Genomic DNA, 24,485 nt, shown 5'->3' with positions numbered 1-24,485 from the left:
TTTATCCTATAATTTTTTGAACAGATCTCTCGACCCTTGTTCCTGAGCCTGCGTCATCAAGCGGGTCTCTTCTTAGTCTATGACTTAGCGCCATTGGGGCAATTTGTTTTATATGTCCGAGATCCACACGTTCTTTATCATTAAAAGCCGCTAAAGCTCTTGCCGTTCTAACGAGGGTAAGCTCTCCTCGAAGACCGTCACTACCCAAGTCTATACAAATTTGTGCGCAATGTTCCAGAATTTTGCTGTCCACAGTAATTGAACCTAGGCTTTTTCTGGCTTTTTGGATTTTGTTCCTGAGTTTTCTGTTTTCTTTGTCCCAAGTTGCTGCATAGTCGTCAGGGTTTTTATCGTAGTCATCTCTTCTTTTTATAACTTCAACACGCTCATCGACCGTATCCGGTGTCAAAACCTCAACCGATAACCCAAACCGATCAAGAAGCTGAGGTCTTAGCTCTCCTTCCTCAGGATTTCCTGAGCCGATTAAAATGAACCGAGATGCATGTCGGATTGATAAACCTTCTCGTTCCACAACATTCTCGCCGGATTGTGCTACGTCCAATAATAAATCGACAAGATGGTCTTCTAACAGGTTTACTTCATCAATATAAAGATATCCTCGATTTGCTTTCGCAAGTAGGCCGGTTTGAAACCTCTTTATTCCCTCAACTAAAGCAAATTCTATATCCAGAGCGCCAGTTATACGGTCGGAGCTAATGCCCAGTGGCAAGTCAACTACGGGAGTATTTATTTTTTGTGTTTTTTTTGTCGTTGTATCTACCCAAGAAGGTACGTCTGAATGGCTCTCTGAGTTTATTGGACATCCATTTACTACTTTTATCGGTGGTAACAGATCAGCAAAAGCTCTTATGGCAGTGGATTTTCCAGTGCCTCTGTCTCCAAACACTAGTACGCCGCCAATCTTTGGGTCAATGGCGGTAAGAACCAGCGCTAACTTCATATTATCTTGGCCAACTATTGCCGTAAATGGAAAGGGTGTATTCATCTATATTTTTCCTGATTATTTAGTTTGCCAAGAGCAGGCCAATATCCTTCAATTTTCTTTACGCGAAAACGGGCGTATAGTTCTTCTTTAAACCAATTTCCACTTCTGACTTTATCAATTGCTTCACGATGGGGCCCGCTCACATGAGCAAATTTTTTCATCGAGCCCAAGTTTGGCCAGATTGAAAAAGTTAGTTGCTGGCGTAATGGCACCTCTCCCAACCCAACCTTGAACATAACATCTGTATTATTCCCTATTCGCTGACTAATTGACGGCGATTGCTTCCAAAAATTTATTAGTTTTGTCCAACGAACTGTAGCGCGGGTTAAAATGGCAATTGGCCCCTCTATATCCTTAGAATTAACCAAAAATGGTTCTTTATGAGACCATTTCCCACGAGATGAAACTGCTTCCATGTAAATTGTAGCATGTTCTATGGATTGTGATTTATAGCTTGAAAATACTTTTGAATTATTTGTAAGCTCAAGAGCTTCCTCAGCTGTATCCCACACGCAAAGAATTGCATATACGCCAAAATTGGGGATCGGAGTGAATCCTTGATCCGTTCCTGAACCTAATAGCTTCCAGAAGCGTAAATTATTTAAATTTTTAAGTTTTTGCCTCGCAAGTCCCATCATAGCAAATGCCCAAATTTGGCGCATTACCCCGTCAAAACGATAAAGGCTTATGGTTACCGTCTGTATAATATGCCTCCGATTAACAAAATAGAGCAGGGCTTGCCGGTAGTGAAGCACAAAAGACATCTATTGTAAAATAAAATGGACAGATGTATTGTCAATTTAATATGACACGTTTGGAGCCAAATCTTAAGATACCGCTGGTGTCGCATGCCAAATCGTCCGCCGTTGTAATAGGGGCTGGCCTGGGGGGGTTGTCTGCAGCAATGCGACTGGGTGCTAAAGGCTATTCTGTAACTATAATTGATCGGTTGGATCGCGTTGGTGGCAGGGGTTCATCAGTTACAAAAAATGGATTTAGATTTGATTTAGGTCCGACAATACTTACAGTTCCCCAAGTATTTGAAAAACTTTGGGCGGATTGCGGAAGAGAGTTTACTGCAGATGTTAATTTAGTCCCATTAGATCCTTTTTATGAGATTAGATGGCAGGATGGATCGCGTTTCCAGGTGCGGCAAGATGAAAAAGATATGCTTGCTGAAGTTACTCGTAATTTTCCTCAAGATTTAAAAGGTTACCTTAAATTTCTGGACGATTGTGAAAAGCGATACGTTTTCGGGTTCGAGGGCTTGGGCAGAAAACCCATGAACAGGCTTTGGGATTTAGTGAAGGAACTCCCAGGCTTCGTAAGGTTAAGAGCGGATAGATCTGTATATGCCCACGTATCCGCCCGAGTTAAAGACCCTAAATTCAGGATGGCGTTGTCCTTCCATCCACTATTCATTGGCGGAGACCCAAGAAATGTAACTTCGATGTATATTTTAGTAAGTCATTTGGAGAAGGCTTTTGGTGTTCACTACGTCCAAGGTGGTGTTCAGGCTCTAGCCGATTCTATGGCTAACGTGGTTAAAGAACAGGGGGGTCAGGTATTATTAAATTCAAATGTTGCGAGGATAAGTGTTAATGATCAGAAGTCTGATGGAGTTATATTAGAAAATGGGCTTAAACTAAACGCTGATGTTGTTGTTTCTAATGCGGATCCTGGCTGGACTTATGACAAACTTCTTCCCACTCACAAAAAGAAACGTTGGTCGGGAAACAGATTAAAAAAATCGCGTTGGTCAATGGGGCTTTTTGTTTGGTATTTTGGCACTCGAAATACAAAAGAAAAATGGCAGGACGTTGGGCATCATACAATTATTAATGGACCTCGTTATCGTGGATTATTAAGTGATATTTTTGATAGATGTTATTTAGCTGATGACATGTCAATTTATCTTCACCGCCCCTCAATAACGGATCCCAGTGTTGCGCCTGAGGGCGGCGATTGTTTCTATGCATTGTCTCCAGTCCCGAATCTCAAAACGCTAACTCCAGTCGACTGGTCGAAAGAATTAGAAATCTATAAAAATAAGATGCGCAAAGTGCTAGAAGAGACAATCCCTGGGTTTTCAAGTGAAGTCGTTGCAGAGCACATACTAACTCCTGAGGATTTTGAGAAACGCTACCTTAGTCCGTATGGAGCAGGTTTTTCTCTTGAGCCTCGCATTTTTCAATCGGCCTGGTTCAGGCCACACAATATTAGCGAAGAGATTGAAAACCTCTATCTTGTCGGTGCAGGAACTCACCCGGGCGCAGGCATTCCAAGCGTTGTAACCTCATCCGAAGTTTTAGCGCAGCTTGTCGCAGATCCAGTGTCCGGAGGCTCATAGAATGTCCAATAGCCAAGAAGATTTAGACTATTGCGAAAATGCGATTAAAAATGGCTCTCTCAGTTTTCACGCAGCTTCGCGGTTATTACCGCATGCTGTTCGTAATTCGTGCTTGGCGCTCTATGCTTTCTGTCGTTTAGCTGATGATGAAGTTGATCTAAAGGAGGATAAATCCGCCTCTGTTTATGACTTGGTCGAAAGGTTAGATCAGGTTTATTCTGGCAAGCCTAGAAATCTTCCAATGGATCGAGCTTTTGCACGAATGGTTGAGGAAACGCAGATGCCACGTGCGTTGCCGGAAGCCTTAATTGAAGGTTTGGTTTGGGATGCTATGGAGCGTCGTTATAATACATTCGACGAACTAGTTGCTTATTCGGCTAGGGTGGCTTCGGCAGTTGGCGTGATGATGTGTGTTATTATGCGGCAGCGGGACTCTAATGTTCTGGCACGTGCATGTGATTTAGGTGTTGCGATGCAACTTACCAATATTGCTCGTGATATTGGGGAAGATGCTAGGGAAGGACGTTTATATATCCCTCTAAACTGGATGAAAGAGTTTGGTGTAAACCCAAATTCTTTTTTAAAGGCTCCTGCTCCAACACCCGAAATAAGGGAGTTAGCGCATCGGTTACTATCAAAAGCAGAAATTTTATATCAACGTTCAGAATCTGGAATCGTTTGCCTGCCAAAAGCGGTCAGGCCAGCCATGTTCTCTGCACGTCACATTTACGCAGCAATTGGACAGGAAATTCGAAACAACAAATATGACAGCATCACTCTTCGGGCTAAAACGTCGCGGACAAAAAAGGTGGGATTACTTTTATTATCTTGTGCGCAGGCGGGTGCTAGTTTGATGTTGCCAGGCCCCGCTACTCGTTATGCCCAGCCTCTAGAGCAAACAAAATTTCTTGTTGATGCCGCTGAAGTTAAGAAGCTTGATGGCTCTGATTGGAGTGAACGTTTTATTTCTATACTCGAGCAACTTCGCCAAAGAGACCTTGAGCATTATCGCGCCTAGCCAAGACAGTTTTTTGGGAAGATGAAACAATATGTTCTGGATAGATTTTCTGATTTTTTTATTTGCTTGTATGGCTGCGGGCCTAACAGGATCACTTTTCCCTCCGGGAAAGTGGTACTCAGATTTAAATAAGCCAAGGTGGACGCCACCTAATTGGATTTTTCCTGTTGCTTGGCCAATTCTTTACATACTTATGTCCTATAGTGGGGCAACTTTGGCAAATCTTGAGAATTCAGGCTCTGCATTAGCATTATGGGCGCTCCAAATTGCTATCAATACCTTGTGGACGCCAGTATTTTTTGGATTAAAAAATATAAAAGTCGGTCTAATTATTATACTTTTATTATTAGTTTCTGTGTTGATTTCCACATGCGTCTTCTGGCTATATTCACCATTGGCAGGAGTTCTGTTTTTACCATATTTAGCCTGGGTAGTATTCGCCACGACACTAAATGCTGCTGTATTTAGGCTAAATTAATTCCCTACTTAAATGCCCAACGCCTGCGTCGAGGAACGCGTACAGCGAGCATTGCTAAAATTATAGGACTCCTGAAACGATGAAGATCTAAAGCTTCGAAAACTCCTGTAGTTTTGGCCCCATCTAGAGTTGTTTCAACTGCTGCCCTACTGTAAAATGGTGCATCGAGCATGTTTTTGATCTGCCGAGGTTTAGAAGATTTGTCACACCGAGTACTACGTTTTACAAACCAAAGGCTTCGTTTAAATTTTTTAATAGGAGGTGGATCTGAAATCAACGAGGCTTCGCCATCGCCGTCGAAATTAAATGCGTGGCTTTCTTTTTCTCCATTTGTAAATTCGAGATCGTAAAAGCATTTTGTTCCGCCTGAAACGGGGAACCGACCCCACGTCCAGTAGTTAAAATCTTGCTCAAGTGCGCGAGTTCCAAAATTTGCATCAAAATAGCCATGTCCTGACCATTTCCAGCCTGCCGTATTTAGATCCACCTCAATTTCTGCCGTTGGGGCGAACGGTCTCCAAATATGGGTACCAGTGGATGTCAATGGTAGCTCGACATCAGTGATCGACTTCGGCTTCACAATAATTGTACCCTTAACAGGTGATATTATAGGTAAGCTACTGACTTCATTAACGGATATAATTAAACTTTGTTCTGCCTCATCCCAAATCATTGAGGATGGCCCAACAGTAAGGCTGTGTTTTGATTGCTGCAAAGCTGAACTTCCACGGTCAGTCATAGTAAACCGACCTCCAGGGCCGTAAGTGGCGACATTTATACAAACGTTGTTCTGTGGAACTTTTCTTCCTGACCACTTATACCATGGCGAAAATACTGAACCGATGAACGCTATAATTGAAATAGCTTTTCCACTTAATGGGTCGATTCCGTCAATGTACCACCATGCGTAGCCATTGGAGGGAACGTCGATATTGAAGTTTGGTCCTTTGTCATCTCCTCGACTGCCAGCTGGGCGCAAAGTGTTGCCATTGGAACTCCTGCCCCGGGGTGTACTCCCCCTCCCACCAGAAATAGGTTTTGAAGAGACGTCGCGCATTTCGGGCGCTTCAAAGTTGCCAGCAGGCTGTGAGGGCTCCGACCGTAGAGTGACCCGTCCGATGCTGGAAAAAGTCTCTCGAAGTCCTGAGGTGTTGTTAGGTTCTCTCTTTTCAGTTTTGATTGAAAGTTCAGGCCAAACATTTCCAGCCGCTTGAATGTTATTTCTTTGCATTTTTCATAATCCTCTGGAGTAGACTTTCTCTTTGAGACTGGTGGAGCGTTTAAAATTATCTCAAAGCGCTCTGTAGTGGGGTATGGTGCATTTTTACCACGATCCTGAGCACAAATATAAATGGATGGATCAACCGGCATTTTGCCCTTTTTTATGTCGTAAAACTCTGAATTTGTTACATCAGAAAAAAAGACGTTGTGATGGACTAGATCTGGGCCAGAAACCTTTGCATCAAAGCCCCAAACGTATGCTGATAAGCTTCTTTCGCAATCAGCTTCCTTGGAAGCAGCTTTTTTCACTTTTTGGCCAAGTCTTCCTAATGCTAATGCTCTTGGGTCCCCATTAAAGATAAACTTGTCAGCCTCATGGCTTATATTTAAGTTGTCTGTGACGGAAACTATTCTGTCGTGCTTAATATTTAAATTTTTTACCTCGGTGTTGTAATGAAACGACGCGCCACGATCTGCGGCCAGCCTCTCGAGCACTCGTGCAAGTTTTTTCATTCCGCCTTTAACAGACCAAACCCCACGTGCTTCAGCTTGCCAGATTAATGATAGAAGAGCTGGGGACTCTAACGGTGAGCCTCCAACATAAGTAGCGTATCGACCAAATAGTTGCTGCAGTCGAGTATCTCGAAATTTATAATTAAGTAAGCTACTTAGCGTCCTCAGTGGATGCATTTTAAAGAGAATTTTTGGGTTATTTAGAACGGCACGATTCATGTCTAACATTGATGGGTTTGGATTCTGCATCACTGGGATGTCAAAACATGAAAATAAATCTCTCGTATCGTAAAAGTACTTCTCAAATTCTTTTGCGGAATCGGATCCACTGAAATTGAGTATTGCATCTCGTGATGATTCAAAGTCGTCATAGAGGTCTAAAGTTTCCCCGTCTGGCCACCAGTGTCGGGCTATAATTTTTTGTCTTACCAGCTCAATATGGTCAAAAATATCTTCGCCAACTGACCTAAAAAGGTTTTGAAAAACTGGCAAAAGTGTAAGAACTGTAGGCCCTATATCAATCTCTCCAGTTTGCCCTGTTATTGTTCTGAGCTTGCCGCCTCCGGTTTCTGCTGTTTCAAAAACCTTTACATTATAGCCCATATGAGACAGGCGCAGCGATGCTGCAAGGCCACCAATACCAGCTCCTACAATAATAACTCTTTCTTTATTAGCTATGGGTAACTGATGGAGGGTCATAATTGAATTGTTGACTCGAATAAATAATATGTCCAGTATAATTTACACATATGTAAATAATAATTGTCACTACTGGAGGATTGCTGTGCTGGATAAGAGAATTGAGGCCGCCGTCAGGCGCGGTGTTGGGGTTTTTGATGAAAAACTTTCTATACCGCAGAAACTTGATGGTGCAATTCAATACTCGGTGTTTCCTGGTGGGGCCAGAATACGGCCGACGATATTGCTTTCCGTAGCAGTAGCCTGTGGTGATGACAATCCCAGCTTAGCTGATGCGTCTGCAGCAGCTTTAGAAATGATACATTGCGCAAGTTTAGTTCATGATGATTTGCCTTGCTTTGACAACGCGGAAACTAGGCGTGGGAAGCCCTCTGTTCATAATAAATACGGCGAGTCTACTGCTGTGCTGGTGGGTGATAGTTTGATTGCTAATGCGTTCGGCGTAATAGCAAAAGCGTCAAATAGCGACGCTATAAGGGCAGCAAAACTGATAGAATTGCTATCAAAGTACACTGGATTTCCAAAAGGTATTTGCGCTGGTCAGGCATGGGAGGCTGAAAAGAGTGTAGACTTGTCGGCGTATCATCAGACAAAAACAGGTGCATTATTTATAGCGGCGACCCAGATGGGGGCGGCAAGTGCTGGCCATGATCCTGAGCCTTGGTTCGAGTTAGGAGCTCGCATAGGGGAGGCATTTCAGGTTGCTGATGATTTATTGGATGTTCTTTGCTCTGAAGACGAAACTGGCAAGCCATCTGGCCAAGATGTAACGAACCAACGGCCTAATGCTGTCAGCGAATATGGTATTAATGGTGCTAAGCAGAAACTAAGAGATATACTCGGCGGGGCAATTGCGTCTATTCCTTCCTGCCCCGGTGAGGCAAGGCTTGCAGAGATAGTAAAGTTACAATCGAACCGCCTCTTGCCCAAGGAACATATGAAGCCAGTGGCGTGAGTTTATGGTAGTGGATAGTCCAGAAAGTGGTTTCGTTAAGCATCCAAAGTCCTATTTTTGGATGCGGGCTAAAAATAACTTATTCCAAAGTCGGAAATTTCATAAAATTATTGCTAAGTTACCAATTCTTTCGGGCATAGCAAAGCGTGAAGGTGAAGATATCTTTAAGCTTATGGCCGGCTTTGTTGCGACACAAATCCTTTATGTGTGGGTTCAAACAGGAGCGCTGCAAAAATTAGCGAGCAAACCATATTCTGCTGCGATGTTATCTTCAGTTTGGGGCTTTGACTTAGAGCGTTCAGAAATTTTATGCCGCGCCGGCGAGGCTATTGGGCTGGTAATCGAGAGGAAGGGTTCCTATCGCTTAACGCGAAAGGGGGCGGTACTTATAGGCCTGCCAGGAGTTACCTCGCTGATAGAACATCACAAAATTCTTTACCGAGATTTGCTTAATCCAGTGGATTTCTTCAAAGGGGGTGAGGAAACACAGCTTTCAAAATTTTGGCCTTATGTGTTTGGTGGTGGAATGGACCTTAAGTCCTCTGAGGTGGAGAAGTATAGTGATTTAATGAGTGAATCTCAGCATTTGGTTGCCGCTGATACTTTGGCAGCAGTAAATATACCGTCGGTGTGCCGCTTTTTGGACGTTGGTGGTGGAAAGGGCACCTTTGTCAGCGAGTTAAAAAAAATCTATCCTAAGGTGGATGCTGCTGTTTTTGATTTGCCTGGCTCTCATAAGGAGACCTCAGGGCATCGCTGTATCATTGGATCTTTCAAGGAAGATGAGCTGCCAGCCGGATACGATATAATTTCACTCGTTCGTATACTGTATGATCATCGTGATGAAACAATTAAGGATTTACTGGGTAAAGCCTACAGTGCGCTCGGTAATGGCGGCCGTTTAATAGTTTCGGAGCCAATGCTTGGCGCTGACCGGCCAACGTTGTGGGGCGATGTATATTTCGCGATGTATACACTCGCGATGAGCACAGGCAAAACTCGATCGCCCGACCAAGTGTATCGGTTTATAAAGGATGCCGGCTTTTCTGATGTCAAGATTCACAAATCTGCACGGCCCTTCATTACAACCGTAATAGAGGCTCGGAAAACTTAAATTATAAAAAATGTCAAAACAAATTGACACTTGAAATTGTCAGGTTAAAGTGACACTAGGTTGCGACTCTTTAACGCAGCTCAATGTTAAGGATTAAAGGATGGAGACATCGGCAGTTCTGTTGGAGGGTGCTAAGCAACTTTCAATCCAGTCGGTTGGCTTGAAGGAGCCGGCTGACGGCGATGTTGTTGTTCAAGTAAGTCATTCTGGAATTTCAACCGGTACTGAAAGTTTGTTATGGTCTGGTACCATGCCGCCATTTCCGGGTATGGGCTATCCTTTAGTGCCTGGTTATGAAGCCGTGGGTGAGGTTATTCATGCCGAAAAAGGGGCAGCGCTTTCACCTGGTGATTATGTATTTGTGCCTGGCTCTAATGGATTTACGGACGCATTGGGACTTTTTGGTGGGTCAGCAAGACTTTTGGTAACTCCTTGTGATAGAACAATTAAAATTGACCAAAATTTGGGTGAGCAGGGCGCTCTCTTTGCGTTGGCAGCAACGGCACGCCACGCGATTGCTGGAATGGAAGTTAGGTTACCAGATCTTATTATAGGCCATGGAGTCCTCGGACGGATGTTGGCACGGCTTACGCTTGCTGCAGGTGGCGAGCCTCCCACAGTTTGGGAGATAGACGCAGCTCGCAGAGATGGTGCTGTTGGTTACGAGGTTGTGCATCCGGATACAGACAATCGAAATAATTATCGCGCTATTTTTGACGCGTCGGGGCGTTCTGATCTTTTAGATCAATGGATCCAGAGAGGTCAAAAAGGTGCGGAAATAGTGCTCGCGGGATTCTATAGCGAAAGAATCAATTTTGCTTTTCCTCCAGCTTTTATGAAGGAAATCAAAATAAGAATAGCGGCTGAATGGTCTCAATCAGATCTTATTGCAGTTCGTGCCTTGGTAGAGAGCGGGGCGCTTTCTTTAGACGGATTGATTACCCACAGGTCGTCAGCTGAAGAGGCCGATTTGGCCTACAGAACGGCATTCGAAACAGCTGATTGCAGCAAAATGATGCTAGATTGGAGCAATATAAAATGAAAGATGATGTCCCAAACTTGAAGGACTATTCTCAAAGGCTCAGAGATGAGGCGAGTATGGATCTTGCGGATATACAATCTGACGGTGAGGCTAACGAGCCCACAAAGCATACCCAGATCATAGCAATTTATGGCAAGGGTGGTATTGGAAAGTCTTTCACACTAGCAAATCTTTCTCACATGATGGCGGAAATGGGGAAGAGAGTACTTCTCATAGGATGTGACCCCAAATCTGACACAACAAGTTTGTTGTTTGGTGGTAAAGCTTGTCCTACAATTATTGAGACTTCCACCAAGAAGAAGCTGGCCGGTGAAGAAGTAAAAATTGGTGATGTATGCTTCAAGCGTGGTGGTGTGTTTGCCATGGAGCTTGGTGGTCCTGAAGTTGGAAGAGGTTGCGGTGGAAGAGGCATAATTCATGGTTTTGAACTACTTGAGAAGTTAGGTTTTCATGATTGGGATTTTGACTATGTTCTCCTAGACTTTTTGGGCGATGTAGTTTGTGGAGGTTTTGGACTTCCTATTGCCCGAGATATGGCTCAGAAAGTAATTCTTGTCGGTTCCAATGACTTACAGTCTCTTTATGTTGCAAATAATGTATGCTCCGCCGTTGAGTATTTCCGTAAGCTTGGGGGTAATGTTGGTGTCGCCGGTCTTGTTATTAACAAAGATGATGGGACTGGAGAGGCTGCTGCATTTGCTAAAGCTGCAGACATACCAGTATTAGCTTCGATACCTCAAGATGATGATCTGAGAAAAAAATCTGCAAATTACCAAATTGTTGGAACCGCCAGTGGGCAGTGGGGAGATTTATTTACGCAGCTTGCAGAAGCTGTCGCAGGTGCACCGCCAGTTAGGCCAAAACCGCTAGATCAGGACGGTTTGCTTAATCTTTTTGATAGCAAAGATACTGGTGGTGATTTTGTCTTGGTGCCAGCGACTGATGTGGATATGCGGGGCAAAAATGCCAAACCGAAAAAGTCTCTAGAGGTTATGTACGACGAGGCATGAAGTGAGCAAAGAAGTAACATACGACACCGCTGCTGATGCTGAAGTGATAAAAGGGCATCCTGCAGAGAATGCCGGAGAAGGGTTGCCTCAATCCGATTTTACAGCTGATCAATCCCTGGGTTGCCACTCTGGAAACACTATGGCTGAAGCCGCTGCTAACAATCAGAATAGTGAAATTTTAGAGAAATATGCGGAAGACTACCCTTTAGGTCCGCACGATAAGCCGCAATCGATGTGTCCTGCATTTGGTTCATTAAGGGTTGGCTTGCGAATGCGTCGTGTCGCTACTGTTCTATCGGGCTCTGCTTGCTGCGTTTACGGGTTAAGCTTTGTTAGCCACTTCTACGGTGCTAGACGGTCAGTAGGTTACGTTCCATTTAACTCTGAGACATTGGTAACAGGTAAACTTTTTGAAGATATACGTGACGCAGTTCATGAACTTGCAGACCCAGATCATTACGATGCAGTTGTTGTAACAAACCTGTGTGTTCCTACTGCTAGTGGCGTCCCTCTCAGACTACTTCCAAATGAAATAAATGGTGTCCGAATTATAGGTATTGATGTTCCGGGCTTTGGGGTTCCCACTCATGCCGAAGCTAAAGATATACTTGCGGGCGCCATGTTAAATTTTGCTCGACAAGAAGTAGAGGCTGGGCCAGTTCAAGCTCCTGTCGGGGGTAAAAATGATAGGCCCAGTATTGCTATATTGGGGGAAATGTTTCCGGCAGACCCAATGGTTTTGGGAGCAATGATTGAGCCGCTAGGTTTGGCGACAGGTCCTGTTTTGCCTGCTAGAGAGTGGCGTGAGTTGTATGCAGCTCTGGATTGTCAAGTTGTTGCGGCAATCCATCCATTTTATACAGCAACGCTGAGAGAATTTGATGCTGCTGGTCGTCAAGCGGTTGGAAGTGCTCCAGTAGGGTATGATGGAACTGCGAATTGGCTTTCTAGCATAGGAGAAGCATTTGGAGTGCCCTCTAAGCAAGTGGCTAAAGCGCAAAACATGTTTCTTCCATCAATAAGAGAAGCACTAAAAAATAATCCAATAAACGGAAAAATCACGCTCTCTGGGTACGAGGGAAGTGAGCTTTTAGTTGCTAGATTGCTTATTGATAGTGGAGCAGAGGTTCCATATGTTGGAACAGCTTGTCCCAAAACAGAAATGTCGGCATCTGACGCTGCGTGGCTTAATGAAAAAGGAACAGTAGTTAAGTTCCGGGCTTCATTGGAGGATGATCTGGCGGCAATTGATGCGTTTGATCCTGATCTAGCTATAGGTACTACTCCAGTCGTTCAACATGCTAAAGAGCAAGGTCGGCCTGGTTTGTATTTCACAAACTTAGTATCCGCGCGACCTTTAATGGGTGCGGCCGGTGCGGGAAGCTTGGCACAAGTTATCAACGCTGCAATATCAAATCGTGAAAGAATGGCCGATTTAAAAGGCTTTTTTGAAGGTGTTGGCTCTGACGATACCGCGGGTGTTTGGGAAGGTAGTCCAAATCTTCGCCCAGACTTTCGAGCACAGCATCAGAAAAAATTAGATAAGGCTGCTCGTGCTGCCAAAGCGCAGGAGATGATCTGATGTTAATCCAGGATCATGATCGTGCCGGTGGATATTGGGGGGCTGTATATGCCTTTTGCGCTGTAAAGGGTCTTCAGGTAGTAATTGATGGTCCGGTTGGTTGTGAAAATCTGCCAGTAACATCTGTACTTCATTACACTGACGGGTTGCCACCTCATGAGCTGCCTATTGTCGTAACTGGCCTCGGTGAGGAAGAATTGGGAAGGGACGGTACAGAGGGGGCCATGAAAAGGGCTTGGGGTGCTTTAGATCCTGCGTTGCCCGCCGTTGTGGTCACCGGTTCAATAGCTGAAATGATTGGTGGAGGTGTTACCCCGCAAGGAACTTCGATACAGAGGTTCCTACCGCGAACTATTGATGAAGATCAATGGGAGTCAGCTGACCGTGCAATGACTTGGATTTTTACTGAGTTCGGTATGACTAAAGGCAGAATGCCACCGGAAAAGAAGCGTGAAGAAAACTCTAAACCGCGGGTAAATATTTTGGGGCCAATGTACGGCACGTTCAACATGCCAAGTGACTTGCAAGAAATTCGGCGTCTGGTGGAAGGAATAGGCGCTGAAGTGAATATGGTTATGCCCTTAGGAGCCCATCTGGCTGAAATGCGAAATCTTGTAAACGCTGATGTTAATATCTGTATGTACCGCGAATTCGGACGAGGCTTAAGTGAAGTGCTTGGTAAGCCATATTTACAGGCGCCAATTGGAGTTGATAGCACTACGAAATTCCTTAGATCCTTAGGGGGGCTTCTGGAATTAGATCCTGAACCGTTCATTGAAAAAGAGAAGCACTCTACCATAAAGCCCGTATGGGACCTATGGCGTTCTGTAACACAGGATTTTTTTGGTACAGCCGAATTTGGAATTGTGGCAAATGAAACGTACGCCCGAGGCCTCAGGAACTACTTGGAAAATGACCTTGGATTTCCTTGTGTATTTTCAGTTGCTAGGGTTGCTGGTAAAAAGACAAACAATCAAGAGGTTAGGTCATTAATTGAACAAAAAAGACCATTGATTGTTTTTGGCTCAATTAATGAAAAAATGTATTTGGCAGAGTTAAAAAATGGGCATGGACCCCAACCTGCCTTCATACCTGCCTCTTTTCCCGGTGCTGCAATTAGACGGTCTACTGGCACGCCGATGATGGGATATGCTGGTGCAACCTATGTACTTCAAGAGCTATGTAATGGTTTATTTGATGCATTATTCCACATTTTACCCCTTGCCAGTGATATGGACGCGGCTGAAGCTACTCCGACAAATCTGAAACGAGATTTGCCTTGGGATGCTCAGGCTCAGGCAGAATTAGACCGTATAGTGTCAACACATCCGATTTTAACAAGAATTTCGGCAGCGAAAAGACTGCGAGATGCAGTCGAAATAGCGACCCTCAATGCTGGTCACGACCATGTGACTGTAGAAACAGTAATAGCTCTTGATGGATCAAGTGCTAAGCAAAAGAAAGGAGCTTAGAACATTGACAGATGTTTCTTCATCCACTCGAAAGTTTAGAGCGAAGCCACGCCGCTCTGTCGAGTTTACGATTTATTTTAGTATAATTTTTATGCTCGCAATCCCATTTGCTACAGCAAGTTGGATTGCAGAGGTGTTCCGAAAAAAATCTATATTTGTAGATGGCCCACTAGCTCGGTCAAGAGCTGAGGCTGATCGGATCACACCAGTAATTTTCTCGGCCTAATGTTTGAGGTTGAGGATCAATATCTGCTCTGCCGTATCGGTGGAACAGGACCCCGAAGGAGGCATCAGCCTCTAGAGGGACCCGGCCGCAGGGGTGCTGTGGCGTCAGCAAATTATTTCCGGAGGAAATGTCATGGCTGATAAAAACGACTTGTCATTTACAGGTCTAACCGACGAACAGGCGCAGGAGTTGCATTCTGTTTATTTGAGCGGGATGTGGTTATTCGTAACTGCATGCATTATTGCTCATATAGCAACTTACATCTACCGCCCTTGGTTCGCATTCTAGGGAGGATTGATTTATGGCTAAATTCTATAAAATCTGGCTCGTTTTCGATCCACGCCGAGTGTTCGTAGCACAAGGTGTTTTCCTATTCTTGCTAGCAGCAATGATACATCTTGTTTTGCTAAGCACAGAGCATTTCAATTGGTTTGAGTCAGCAGCTGCAGCAGCTGCTGGTGGTTAAGCAATTGGTTTGCAATAGGTGAACTAAAAAATAATGCTACGGGCAGATGGTATATCCATTTGGCCGTAGCGACTAAATTATAACGATCGGCTTTCGTTTCTAGTAAACGGACCGAAGAAAGCGGAGAGAAGAGATGGCATTGCTCAGCTTCGAAAGGAAGTATCGCGTCCGTGGAGGGACGTTGATAGGCGGTAATCTGTTCGACTTTTGGGTGGGGCCTTTTTATGTGGGCTTCTTTGGAGTTTCGACAGCATTTTTCGCCCTTTTGGGTACTGTTTTGATATTTTGGGGTGCGAGCCAACAAGGCACGTTTAATCCCTGGTTAATCAATATAGCGCCCCCAGATTTAAGTTATGGATTAGGTATGGCACCTCTATTGGAAGGTGGGCTGTGGCAAATAATAACTATTTGTGCAACCGCAGCTTTCATTAGTTGGGCTCTACGAGAAGTGGAAATTTGTCGAAAGCTAGGTATTGGATATCATGTTCCTTTCGCCTTTGCTTTTGCGATTTTAGCCTATGTGACATTGGTTATATTCCGACCGTTGTTGATGGGTGCATGGGGTCACGGGTTTCCATATGGGATTTTCAGTCATTTAGACTGGGTAAGTAATACTGGATACGCGTATCTGCATTTCCATTATAACCCCGCACACATGCTCGCAGTTACCTTATTTTTCACAACAACCTTGGCACTAGCTTTACATGGAGCACTAGTTTTAAGTGCGGCGAATCCTGAAAAAGGAGAAGAAGCAATGGGTCCGGATAATGAGGACACATTCTTCCGTGACTTCATAGGATATTCGATTGGTACTCTAGGTATTCACAGATTAGGTTTCTTGCTTGCAATAAATGCGGTTTTTTGGTCCGCAGTTTGCATAATAATTTCTGGACCTGTTTGGACTAAAGGTTGGCCAGAATGGTGGAATTGGTGGTTAGAATTACCAATTTGGCCTAGTCAGATGGGGATGTGAAAATGATTGAGTATCAAAATATTTTTACCCAAGTTCAGGTGCGCGGCCCTGTGGAAATGGGTGTCGATAACGAAAACAATATGGCTGCTGAGAGAGGCGGTACACCTTGGTTTTCACGTTTAGCTGGATGGATTGGGAATGCACAGATAGGACCAGTTTTTCTTGGTTGGACAGGTGTTGTTGCTCTTTCCACAGGTCTGCTATGGTTTGTAATTGTCGGGCTTAACATGTTAGCCCAAGTTGGTTGGTCTATCCCAGAATTTCTTCGTCAAGGGTTTTGGCTAGCGCTGGATCCTCCAGGTCCAGAATGGGGACTTCGTATGCCGCCGCTTAATGAAGGTGGCTGGTATATAATAAGCTCATTTTTCCTATTAGTTTCTGTAATGTCATGGTGGCTAAGAAGCTATCTTTTGGCTCAGCAACACAAAATGGGGAAACATGTAGCATGGGCTTTCTTGTCTGCAATATGGTTGTTTTTAGTTTTAGGCTTATTTAGACCGGTGCTTATGGGTAGTTGGTCTGAGGCCGTTCCATATGGCATTTTCCCACACTTGGATTGGACAACTGCATTTTCCATAAGATATGGCAACTTGTATTATAACCCATTCCATTGTCTATCAATCGTATTCCTATATGGATCTGTTCTTCTTTTCGCGATGCATGGTGCTACGATTTTAGCAACAACGCGATTTGGTGGTGATCGTGAACTGGAGCAAATTTACGACAGAGGAACGGCTTCTGAACGAGCTGCATTATTCTGGCGCTGGACAATGGGTTTCAATGCAACAATGGAAGGTATCCATCGATGGGCTTGGTGGTTTGCCGTTTTGACTCCGATAACCGGAGGCATTGGCATTCTTCTAACAGGAACTGTTGTTGATAACTGGTTCATATGGGCTCAAGAGCATTACTTTGCTCCAATGTATGATGGTTCATACGGTTACGAAAGTTACGGGTCGTATGAGGCCTTTATAGGTCAGGAGAATTAAGATGTTACCAAAATGGTTTAATGTATGGAATCAAGAAAACCCTACAAATGTCTTTGGCCCTGGTATGTTAGTCGGAGCTGTGGGTGGAGCTGTATTCCTCGGAATTCTAATTATTACTTGGGGTCAACCTTATGCTACTGACAGCCTTCAAACTGGACCTCGTGGAACAGGAATGTCTGTTACTGAATTCAGTAGTGATCTAGCCACACCTGATCCAGATATTGCCAGTTTGATGGAAGATGAACCTTACATACCTGATGGATCTGAGCCATTGGCAAAAGATATCTATCAGAATGTTCAGGTGCTTGGAGATCTAACGGAAGATAATTTCAATCGCTTGATGGCTGCCATGACTAATTGGGTAGCCCCAGATCAGGGCTGTGCTTATTGCCATGGTGAAGGTGATTTGGAAACTTACGGTGAGGATGCACTCTATACGAAAGTTGTCTCACGTCGAATGATCCAAATGACCCAAAACATCAATGAGAATTGGGATGGACATGTAAATGCCAACAAACAAGTAGGCGTCACATGCATGACCTGTCACAGAGGTCAGAATGTTCCGAGTGAAATTTGGTTTAAGATTACTCCTGTTAATGAGGCCACAGCTGGATGGCCTTCGGTACAGAATAGAGCCACTTCTTTGAGCCAATTCACATCTCTTCCGTCGGATGCTTTGGAGGCATACCTTCTAAATTATGAGCAAATAAATGTTCATGACTTAGAGTCTAGAGTAGAAAATCAGCCAGGAGATCCTTTAATTCAGCAAACGGAGCGTACATACTCTCTAATGAATTATTTCTCCAATTCGCTTGGGAAAAATTGCGTCTTGTGTCACAACAGCCGCGCATTTTACGATCCTGAGCAGGTAACTCCACAGTGGGGCACCGCTTCATTGGGAATTTCCATGGTCCAAGAAATGAATAATGATTATCTTGTTCCATTGGCTGATGTTTATCCGGAAAACCGGCTTGGGCCTGTGCATGGTGATGCACCTAAAGCGGCATGTAAAACATGTCACAAGGGGTATCAGCAGCCATTACAAGGTTCAAATGTGATACAGTACTGGCCTGAATTGGCTACAACTGGAGCTCCGGTGTACGAATGATGGGATTGGCGCAAATAATTGGTAATTGTCGAAACCGTGTTTTGACTTTTTTCAAGGGCGCCAATCTCAGATGCCAGATTTGGCCTATTGTCCCATAGGCCAAATTCGGGGTTTCCACACCCCGGTTCCCTTCCTGTTGGCTACAGGAAACTGGCGTCGCACTTGCCCAATACAGGTGCGGCGCCTTTTAACTTAATAAAAGGATACAGAAATGTCTTTTCCGTTTGAACTGCCAATTTTGGACAAAGTTTCTGGTCCGGAAGATCTGAGAAAGCTGAGTGATGCTGATTTAGATCAAGTTGCCAAAGAACTCCGTAACGAAGTCATTGAAGTTGTTTCTCAAACGGGTGGGCATTTGGGTTCCTCGCTTGGCGTTGTAGAATTAACGGTTGCCTTGCACGCTATATTTAAAACCCCACTAGATAAGTTAATATGGGATGTTGGTCATCAGTGTTACCCCCATAAAATCATTACCGGACGCAGGAAGCGAATGATGGGTTTGAGACAGAAGGACGGCGTCAGTGGTTTTACCAAAAGGAGTGAAAGCGAATATGATCCTTTTGGAGCCGCACATAGTTCAACCTCTATTTCAGCTGCGTTGGGCTTTACCATGGGCCGAGAACTTGGCCAGACAGTCGGTGACTGCATAGCGGTAATAGGTGACGGATCAATTTCTGCCGGTATGGCCTATGAGGCGATGAATAACGCAGGTGCAGAAAATAAAAGATTATTTGTAATTTTAAATGATAATGAAATGTCGATTGCTCCACCAGTTGGCGCGATGTCTAGTTATCTGTCAGGCTTATATGGAAACTCTGCCTTTCACAAATTGAAAACGCTTGCAGAAGAAGTTGAAGTTCATTTGCCATGGGCAATGCGCGATGGAGCTCGCAGAGCGAGGCAAATTGTAACTGGAATGCATGGGCAGGCGACTTTGTTTGAGGAGCTAGGGTTTGATTATTTAGGGCCAATTGACGGCCATAATATGCCTCAATTATTATCCGTTCTTCGAGCCGCAAAAGCACGAGCCACCGGACCAGTTCTTATTCATGTTTGCACAAAGAAGGGCTGCGGATATGCACCAGCTGAAAACTCTAGCGACAAATATCATGGAGTATCAAAATTTGACATAGCGACAGGGCTTCAATCAAAGACACCTGCTAATGCGCCGAGTTACACAAGCATATTTGGGCAAGCGCTTACCATAGAGGCAGAGGCAGACCCCAGGGTTGTCGCCGTTACTGCGGCAATGCCATCTGGTACAGGTGTGAATGCTATGGCCAAGGTTTTTCCTAAGCGTGTTTTTGATGTTGGGATCGCTGAGCAACATGGTGTAACGTTCGCTGCCGGTATGGCTGCAAGTGGACTTAAGCCATTTTGTGCTATTTACTCTACATTCCTTCAAAGAGGTTACGATCAGATAGTACATGATGTAGCGCTGCAAAATTTACCTGTACGCTTTGCAATTGATCGAGCAGGGTTAGTGGGTGCAGATGGAGCAACACATGCGGGCGCATTCGATGTTGCTTACCTTTCAAACTTGCCAAACTTTGTTGTCATGGCTGCCGCAGATGAAGCTGAATTAATGCACATGGTGCGAACAGCTGCCGACTATGATACGGGGCCAATTTCCTTTCGATATCCGAGAGGAAATGGTTTGGGCGTTGAATTACCTAAGCGAGGGGAAGTCCTTGAAATAGGAAAAGGTAGAATTATCCAAGATGGTTCAGATATTGCTATTCTCTCATTTGGAGCACATCTATCTGTTGTTCAAGAGGCAGCTGTCGCTTTAAAGAACAAAGGAATTTCAGTCACGATTGCTGACGCCCGTTTTGCAAAACCACTTGATACAGCTTTAATTGATGAGCTGGTAAATAATCATTCTGCTATTTTGACAGTTGAACAGGGATCTGTGGGTGGCTTTAGTAGTTTGGTACTTCATTATTTGATGCAGTCAGGCCAGTTACATCATGGAATCAATATAGACAGCATGGTCCTACCAGATCGTTTCATTGATCAAGCTAGCCCGGCTGAAATGTACAGTGATGCGGGCATGAGTGAAGGGCATGTGATCGATCGTTGCACAAAGTTATTGCATAAAGGCTTAAGTATACCGGAAAATCATACAGATACTGTAAATATTCAAAGCTCTTAAAGCCCGTTGAATTTTTAATCTGTTAATTGAAATTATTTGCAAAGTATTTTTATATGCATAGTTAGATCAATGGTTTAACCCTTTGGACCTAATATATGGAATTTTCAAAAAACCAAAAATATGTTTCTGAATTCATAGGATCATTTTTTCTTGTATTAACGGTTGTCGGTTCTGGAATTATGGCCGATAGATTGTCCCAGGATGATGGAATTACATTACTAGGCAATGCAATACCCACTGGCCTTACGTTGGTAGTTATAATTTCAATTTTTGGACCGATTTCGGGTGCTCACTTTAACCCTGTAGTTTCCCTTATATTTTGGTTTAAGAAAATAATTTCGTTATCGGACTTGGTAGCATATGTTTTATTCCAAATAATTGGTGCAATTTTTGGATGTCTCGCTGCAAATATTATTTTTGGACTGCCTGTTGTTACGATTTCTACGCATGTAAGGCATGATCTTTCTCAATTTTTGTCTGAAATATTGGCAACTTTCGGTTTAGTTTTAGTTATTTTTCTTGCGCGTGAAGTTGCAAAGCTAAATATTCCCGTTCTTGTTGGTTCATATATAGCTTCTGCTTACTGGTTTAGCTCTTCAACCAGTTTTGCAAATCCAGCAGTAACCATCGCCAGACAGTTCTCTGATACTTTTACAGGAATTTCTCCCTCCGGTATTCCTTTGTTTGTGTTGGCTCAGATACTTGGAGCAATTTTGGGATATATTGTTGTTCAATGGCTTTCCCGTGACATGTAAGTGGCAAAAATTACTAGAATCAAATTAAATGCCTTTATTCCCTAATAGAAAGAGGATCTGGTAACTAGCCAACTTGTATATCAATTTTCACAAACTTAACGATCATTGTTTGGATAGTTTAAAAAACTGTGCTTTATTTTTATGGGTCAAATATTGAAGTTTGTGATATATGTTTCCTAAAATCTTGCGTAATTTTGAGTTTAACTGATGAAGTATGAAATATTAGATAAAGCGGAACTTGACGCCGGTGTTGAATTTTATCAGGCCTATTTTTATGGAAATGGAGAGCGCTCTTTACTTTTGAGACACCTAGAGACTTGGCCCTCACACGCAAATTGGCTTGTTGTAGAGATTTTATTTTTTCTAAAAAACCATAATCAAGATAGCCGCTGGCCAAACGGCGGAATTGGGTACGATATTAGAGACGATCAAATATGGATGTACTTTACAACTGGCATTGATGAAAATAATACCTATTACGATGAATATACTGAAGAAAACTATCCGGATCGAGTTGGGGATATAGCAGATTTTATGAATATTGACCCATTTGTCATCGAGATCATTATAAATCATAAAATGCAACAGACATAATTTTTTGGAATTTCCAATATTAATTTTATAAGTTGGCTTTAGCTAACATTAGTTATACCGTCGCTTGATGGGTGATTTTATACCAGTAAATAATCGTAAAGCCGGGCTAATTATGGTTTTTGCGATGTTGATTGTTGGCTTCATAGATAATTATATTGTAGTTATCGCTGAAACCGCAAGTTTATGGCAGTTTCAAATAATAAGAGCAGGGCTGGCTCTTCCCATACTGATAATTATTTCTGCCTTTGGGATGGGTAGGCTGAGGCCAGTAAGATGGTGGGCAGTATATTTTCGCAGTTTTTTAACAGCATTGTCCATGCTTTTTTACTTTGGAAGCCTTGCATTTGTTCCATTTTCTGACGCTTTGGTAGGTTTATTCACAGCTCCGATTTTTGTACTTTTGATTAGTGCATTTTTTTTAAGACAGGCGATTGGGCCGACAAGAGTAATTGCAGTTTTTATTGGCTTTTTGGGGATTTTACTAGTGTTGGGTAATACTGCTGAGGAGTTTAACTATATTAGCTTATTACCTGCTATTGGGGGGTTTTTTTATGCCTGTGGATCAATCGCCACAAGGCAGCTATGCATGGGGGAGACGACACTATCCATGCTTGCTGCTCTCTTAGTTATTCAAGCATTTATAGGTTTCGTAGCAATCTTTTGTTTGTCAACATTTGGATTTGATGCTCCTCTGGGTGCTGATGGTTTTATCCTAAGAACATGGGTTTGGGAAATGTCCCCTTTTATTTGGTGGGTAGTTTTACAAGCAGTAGGGGCAACCGTTGGTGTTGGGTTAATATTTAGGGCTTATCAGATAGGTGATGCTTCATACGTATCCATTTATGAATATTCTGTATTTATTTTTGGTCCCTCGTTCGCTTGGCTGTTAATGGATCAACCAATAGCCACATTACAAGTACTGGGTATACTTTGTATTACTTTCGCTGGTGTCATGATTGCCCTACGTTCGGGTTCGACATCATTAAGAAAATAGGTGTATAATTCCAAACTATAAATCCACATACTGAGTAAGTTATTGAGGTAAGAAATGACAAAGAAACGCAGAAGCAGCTTATGGTATGGAAATAAAGATCGCGATGGTTTCATCCATCGGTCTTGGATGAAAAACCAAGGTTTTCCAGACCATGCTTTTGATGGCAGGCCAATAATTGGTATTTGTAATACTTGGTCTGAATTGACGCCATGCAACTCGAGTTTAAGAGATCTTGCCGAAGGAGTGAAACGGGGTGTCTGGGAAGCTGGAGGTTTCCCAGTCGAGTTTCCGGTTATGTCTTTGGGTGAGACACAAATGAAGCCGACGGCTATGCTATTTCGTAATCTTTTAGCTATGGATGTAGAGGAGAGTATAAGAGCTTATGGTATTGATGGTGTCGTTCTTTTGGGCGGATGTGATAAGACAACTCCGGGTCAACTAATGGGCGCTGCCTCCGTCGATCTTCCAACGATTGTTGTCAGTTCTGGCCCGATGCTTAATGGCAAATGGCAAGGAAAAGATATAGGTTCTGGTACTGATGTATGGAAATTTTCCGAAGCCGTACGTGCTGGAGACATGTCACTATCTGAGTTTATGGCCGCAGAAAGTGGTATGAGCAGATCTAAGGGGGTTTGTATGACGATGGGTACCGCTTCTACAATGTCTAGCTTGGTGGAGGCTATGGGGCTTAGTCTTCCCGCTAACGGTGCGCTTCCAGCCGTCGATGCTCGCCGCATGGCATTAGCCCACCTAACCGGAAAGCGTATCGTAGAAATGGTTGATGAGGATTTAAAGCCCTCAGAAATTCTGACCAGAGATGCCTTTATTAACGCGATAATTACTAATGCAGCAGTAGGGGGATCATCAAATGCAGTAGTTCATTTATTGGCAATAGCTGGTCGCGTTGGAGTAGAGCTGAGCTTAGATGATATTGATTTAGGCAAACATGTGCCGTTGTTGGTGAATTGTATGCCGTCAGGCTCATACTTGATGGAAGATTTTTGTTATGCGGGAGGGATTCCTGCTGTCTTAGCGGAAATTTCTCATCTTCTTAAACCAGTGAAAACCGTTCTTGGGTCTGATCTTGAGGATTATTATAGGGATGCCAAATGTTGGAATAGAGATGTAATTTTTTCTTTTAAAAATCCGATTAAAAGGGATGCAGGTTTGACAGTTTTGAGGGGTACGTTAGCTCCAGAGGGCGCAGTTATAAAGCCCTCTGCTGCAACACCGGAACTGCTTGAGCATCGTGGGCCGGCGTATGTATTTGAAAATGTTGAGGATATGAAAGCCAATATCAACAATGAGGATTTGCCAGTAACCAAAGATACTATTTTGGTTCTAAAAGGCTGTGGCCCGAAAGGGTATCCGGGAATGGCAGAAGTGGGCAATATGCCAATTCCTGCGAAGCTGGTAAAAGAGGGTCTTCGTGACATGGTAAGAATATCTGATGCGAGAATGTCGGGCACTGCCTATGGTACTGTGGTTCTGCACGTTGCGCCTGAGGCGGCGGCTGGTGGTGTGTTGGCTTTAGTAAAGACAGGAGATGAGATCGTTTTATCTGCAAAAGAAGGTAGACTTGACCTGTTAGTTGATGAAGACGAGCTACTTGCAAGGAGCGCTTACATGTCAACACCACTTCCCGACTATGAGCGAGGGTATATTAAGTTGTATATTGATCATGTATTGGGTGCTGATAAAGGAGCTGATCTGGACTTCTTAGTTGGTAATGATACGCGCGTGCCACAGCGGGAGAGCCACTAAT

Annotated in this window: 24 protein-coding genes; 20 read left to right on the top strand and 4 right to left on the bottom strand. The window is 43.7% G+C overall.

Annotated elements, in window-relative coordinates; genetic code table 11:
* Nucleotide 1: 1 nt before the first annotated feature.
* Both bchI and crtA read right to left on the bottom strand, forming a co-directional pair.
* Nucleotides 2-1,006 (bottom strand): magnesium chelatase ATPase subunit I, encoded by a 1,005-nt coding sequence (gene bchI, locus ACTF5Q_RS01500; protein WP_438952946.1) that lies wholly within the window; start codon nucleotides 1,004-1,006, stop codon nucleotides 2-4.
* Nucleotides 1,003-1,770 (bottom strand): spheroidene monooxygenase, encoded by a 768-nt coding sequence (gene crtA, locus ACTF5Q_RS01495; protein WP_438952945.1) that lies wholly within the window; start codon nucleotides 1,768-1,770, stop codon nucleotides 1,003-1,005. The genes bchI and crtA overlap by 4 nt, the downstream gene beginning before the upstream one ends.
* A 41-nt stretch (nucleotides 1,771-1,811) precedes the next feature.
* Here crtA and ACTF5Q_RS01490 point away from each other — a divergent pair, with 41 nt between their 5' ends.
* From ACTF5Q_RS01490 to tspO, 3 genes are read left to right on the top strand one after another with little or no spacing between them, the layout of a single operon-like run.
* Entirely contained in the window at nucleotides 1,812-3,356 is a 1,545-nt protein-coding gene (locus ACTF5Q_RS01490) for a phytoene desaturase (protein ID WP_438952944.1), read from the top strand.
* Nucleotide 3,357: 1 nt separating this feature from the next.
* Nucleotides 3,358-4,374, top strand: a complete 1,017-nt coding sequence (locus ACTF5Q_RS01485) for a phytoene/squalene synthase family protein (protein WP_438952943.1) — start codon at nucleotides 3,358-3,360, stop codon at nucleotides 4,372-4,374.
* Nucleotides 4,375-4,405: 31 nt separating this feature from the next.
* Nucleotides 4,406-4,852 carry a tryptophan-rich sensory protein TspO gene (gene tspO / locus ACTF5Q_RS01480; RefSeq protein WP_438952942.1) on the top strand — a complete coding sequence of 149 codons (447 nt, stop codon included), beginning with the start codon at nucleotides 4,406-4,408 and terminating at the stop codon, nucleotides 4,850-4,852.
* Nucleotides 4,853-4,856: 4 nt separating this feature from the next.
* Here tspO and crtC read toward each other — a convergent pair whose 3' ends face one another.
* Nucleotides 4,857-5,708 (bottom strand): carotenoid 1,2-hydratase, encoded by an 852-nt coding sequence (crtC, locus tag ACTF5Q_RS01475; RefSeq protein ID WP_438953077.1) that lies wholly within the window; start codon nucleotides 5,706-5,708, stop codon nucleotides 4,857-4,859.
* 17 nt (nucleotides 5,709-5,725) lie between these two features.
* The gene (gene crtD, locus ACTF5Q_RS01470) at nucleotides 5,726-7,285 is read right to left on the bottom strand and encodes a 1-hydroxycarotenoid 3,4-desaturase CrtD (protein ID WP_438952941.1); all 1,560 of its coding nucleotides are present in this window, start codon (nucleotides 7,283-7,285) and stop codon (nucleotides 5,726-5,728) included.
* Nucleotides 7,286-7,313: 28 nt separating this feature from the next.
* Between crtD and ACTF5Q_RS01465 the strand changes: the two genes are divergently transcribed.
* The 17 genes from ACTF5Q_RS01465 (at nucleotide 7,314) to ACTF5Q_RS01385 (ending at nucleotide 24,484) form a co-directional block, all read left to right on the top strand.
* Nucleotides 7,314-8,240: a polyprenyl synthetase family protein gene (locus ACTF5Q_RS01465; RefSeq protein WP_438952940.1), complete on the top strand. Its 927-nt coding sequence runs from the start codon at nucleotides 7,314-7,316 to the stop codon at nucleotides 8,238-8,240.
* Between the two features lie 4 nt (nucleotides 8,241-8,244).
* Nucleotides 8,245-9,354, top strand: a complete 1,110-nt coding sequence (locus tag ACTF5Q_RS01460; protein ID WP_438952939.1) for a methyltransferase — start codon at nucleotides 8,245-8,247, stop codon at nucleotides 9,352-9,354.
* Nucleotides 9,355-9,454: 100 nt separating this feature from the next.
* Nucleotides 9,455-10,396: a chlorophyll synthesis pathway protein BchC gene (gene bchC / locus ACTF5Q_RS01455; protein WP_438952938.1), complete on the top strand. Its 942-nt coding sequence runs from the start codon at nucleotides 9,455-9,457 to the stop codon at nucleotides 10,394-10,396.
* The gene (locus ACTF5Q_RS01450) at nucleotides 10,393-11,406 is read left to right on the top strand and encodes a chlorophyllide a reductase iron protein subunit X (RefSeq protein WP_438952937.1); all 1,014 of its coding nucleotides are present in this window, start codon (nucleotides 10,393-10,395) and stop codon (nucleotides 11,404-11,406) included. The genes bchC and ACTF5Q_RS01450 overlap by 4 nt, the downstream gene beginning before the upstream one ends.
* Before the next feature lies 1 nt (nucleotide 11,407).
* Nucleotides 11,408-12,988: a chlorophyllide a reductase subunit Y gene (gene bchY / locus ACTF5Q_RS01445; protein WP_438952936.1), complete on the top strand. Its 1,581-nt coding sequence runs from the start codon at nucleotides 11,408-11,410 to the stop codon at nucleotides 12,986-12,988.
* A complete protein-coding gene (gene bchZ, locus ACTF5Q_RS01440) occupies nucleotides 12,988-14,460 on the top strand; it encodes a chlorophyllide a reductase subunit Z (RefSeq protein WP_438952935.1) in 1,473 nt (490 codons plus the stop codon). Before bchY ends, bchZ begins: the two co-directional genes overlap by 1 nt.
* 4 nt (nucleotides 14,461-14,464) lie before the next feature.
* Entirely contained in the window at nucleotides 14,465-14,686 is a 222-nt protein-coding gene (gene pufQ, locus ACTF5Q_RS01435) for a cytochrome PufQ (protein WP_438952934.1), read from the top strand.
* Between the two features lie 132 nt (nucleotides 14,687-14,818).
* On the top strand, nucleotides 14,819-14,974 hold the full coding sequence (gene pufB, locus ACTF5Q_RS01430) for a light-harvesting antenna LH1, beta subunit (RefSeq protein ID WP_029207953.1): 156 nt from the start codon (nucleotides 14,819-14,821) through the stop codon (nucleotides 14,972-14,974).
* Nucleotides 14,975-14,987: 13 nt separating this feature from the next.
* Nucleotides 14,988-15,152, top strand: a complete 165-nt coding sequence (gene pufA, locus ACTF5Q_RS01425; protein ID WP_020044325.1) for a light-harvesting antenna LH1, alpha subunit — start codon at nucleotides 14,988-14,990, stop codon at nucleotides 15,150-15,152.
* A 133-nt stretch (nucleotides 15,153-15,285) separates the two neighbouring features.
* Nucleotides 15,286-16,125 (top strand): photosynthetic reaction center subunit L, encoded by an 840-nt coding sequence (gene pufL / locus ACTF5Q_RS01420; RefSeq protein WP_154033431.1) that lies wholly within the window; start codon nucleotides 15,286-15,288, stop codon nucleotides 16,123-16,125.
* A gap of 2 nt (nucleotides 16,126-16,127) precedes the next feature.
* The gene (pufM, locus tag ACTF5Q_RS01415; protein ID WP_438952933.1) at nucleotides 16,128-17,114 is read left to right on the top strand and encodes a photosynthetic reaction center subunit M; all 987 of its coding nucleotides are present in this window, start codon (nucleotides 16,128-16,130) and stop codon (nucleotides 17,112-17,114) included.
* A 1-nt stretch (nucleotide 17,115) separates the two neighbouring features.
* On the top strand, nucleotides 17,116-18,222 hold the full coding sequence (gene pufC, locus ACTF5Q_RS01410) for a photosynthetic reaction center cytochrome PufC (RefSeq protein WP_438952932.1): 1,107 nt from the start codon (nucleotides 17,116-17,118) through the stop codon (nucleotides 18,220-18,222).
* Nucleotides 18,223-18,433: 211 nt separating this feature from the next.
* A complete protein-coding gene (gene dxs, locus ACTF5Q_RS01405) occupies nucleotides 18,434-20,377 on the top strand; it encodes a 1-deoxy-D-xylulose-5-phosphate synthase (protein ID WP_438952931.1) in 1,944 nt (647 codons plus the stop codon).
* Between the two features lie 95 nt (nucleotides 20,378-20,472).
* On the top strand, nucleotides 20,473-21,132 hold the full coding sequence (locus tag ACTF5Q_RS01400; protein WP_438952930.1) for an MIP/aquaporin family protein: 660 nt from the start codon (nucleotides 20,473-20,475) through the stop codon (nucleotides 21,130-21,132).
* 207 nt (nucleotides 21,133-21,339) lie between these two features.
* Nucleotides 21,340-21,726: a hypothetical protein gene (locus tag ACTF5Q_RS01395; protein WP_438952929.1), complete on the top strand. Its 387-nt coding sequence runs from the start codon at nucleotides 21,340-21,342 to the stop codon at nucleotides 21,724-21,726.
* Between the two features lie 67 nt (nucleotides 21,727-21,793).
* The gene (locus ACTF5Q_RS01390) at nucleotides 21,794-22,720 is read left to right on the top strand and encodes a DMT family transporter (RefSeq protein WP_438952928.1); all 927 of its coding nucleotides are present in this window, start codon (nucleotides 21,794-21,796) and stop codon (nucleotides 22,718-22,720) included.
* 54 nt (nucleotides 22,721-22,774) lie between these two features.
* Entirely contained in the window at nucleotides 22,775-24,484 is a 1,710-nt protein-coding gene (locus ACTF5Q_RS01385) for an IlvD/Edd family dehydratase (protein ID WP_438952927.1), read from the top strand.
* Nucleotide 24,485 lies beyond the last annotated feature (1 nt).

Source organism: Candidatus Salinivivens marinus (assembly GCF_965655845.1).
Taxonomy (GTDB): Bacteria; Pseudomonadota; Alphaproteobacteria; order Rhodobacterales; family Rhodobacteraceae; genus Salinivivens; species Salinivivens marinus.
The sequence above is the reverse complement of the archived record's forward strand: the minus strand, read 5'-3'. Positions and strand labels throughout refer to the sequence as shown.